A 1252-nucleotide genomic window follows, 5' to 3' on the forward strand; every position below is an offset into this window, starting at 1 on the left:
GGCGCGACAGCCGGGCCACCAGGCTGACCACGACCGCGATTTCACACTCCAGCCGAACCGCTCAGCCAGCGACCTGATGAACGTGAAAGATCGAGGCTAGGCTCGGCTTAGGCGTGAGACGGAGGCTGACTCGGCTTCTCACTAGCCATCCAGACAGCTGATTCTGTACGTACTGACGCTGATACCTGATTCATCCTGTTCGCGAGCCCGGACACTGCAAGCCTCCCGCACCCGCCCACAGTCATCAGGCATGACAGGTTGACGCTGAGCAATACCTAACCTTCACCACAGGGTGGATTGATTAGGGTTCCCAGGCCCGTTCCTGGCTTCCGACAGCGCGATCCGTTGCTCCACAGAAAGCCCCGATGGCGTCGAGAGTAGGATCATTTCTGCTAGCCGCATTGTTTCGGCAATTGATGGCGCCTCAATCAATATCAGCTTAGGCCGCTCATGGTCGAAATTGAATCCACATCCGGAGGCTCGGACCAGTGGAACCAGATGCTCTGCATGCTCCCTGTCGGAGGCGAAGTACACTACCGGCCTGTCGGACCATGGCCGCCTCGGCGACTTATACACGTGGCCTCTGCAACTAGCAGCCGGTACGCATTCATAGGCGGCCAGCGCGTGAACGAGCCCTGCAACCCCAAGCTCCAGCTCCTCAAGGTTAGGAGGCACATCGCTGGCGATCTCGTACATTAGCTCTTCACGGATATGGCCAAATTCAACTCTACCCGCGTTCTCTGGATCCGGGGACTCGAGCGCAGAGGCCACTGTTTCGAACTCGTGCTGGTCACAAGAAGCCTCGTCTACGAGACGGGCGAGATTGAGCTCCGATTTCAGAATGTCGAAAGCGAAGTCCGTCGTGACATCACGAATCGACCATGTCTCGTGGAAGTAGCCGAGCCCGGCCTCATCGTCATCATCTGCGTCGGGACTCGGCAGCCAGAAAGCTGCTTCCAAGGGAAGCTCAAGCTCGGGCTCGAAGGAAGACTCTGGGATCATCAGATATAGCTTCGCACTGCGCCCCCTCCTCCACAACCTCGTTTCCCCAGTAGCTCATCCGCTGTTCGGATTCGCCTGAATTGGCGCCCGCGATTGGAGAGGACACCCCAACAGGCATAGAGATCCGGAGGTTCGGCGATGGCCATGTTAGCCTCGATCTTTCACGTTCATCAGGTCGCTGGCTGAGCGGTTCGGCTGGAGTGTGAAATCGCGGTCGTGGTCAGCCTGGTGGCCCGGCTGTCGCGCCGGG

1 protein-coding gene is annotated in these 1252 nt (G+C 58.8%); it reads right to left on the reverse strand.

Features of this window, described 5'->3' with window-relative positions; all coding sequences use genetic code 11:
• Positions 1 to 282: 282 nt before the first annotated feature.
• Positions 283 to 1002, reverse strand: a complete 720-nt coding sequence (locus FLV34_RS39280) for a hypothetical protein (protein WP_147945586.1) — start codon at positions 1000 to 1002, stop codon at positions 283 to 285.
• Positions 1003 to 1252: the final 250 nt, after the last annotated feature.

This window comes from Microbispora sp. CSR-4 (assembly GCF_008033685.1).
Taxonomy (GTDB): domain Bacteria; phylum Actinomycetota; class Actinomycetes; order Streptosporangiales; family Streptosporangiaceae; genus Microbispora.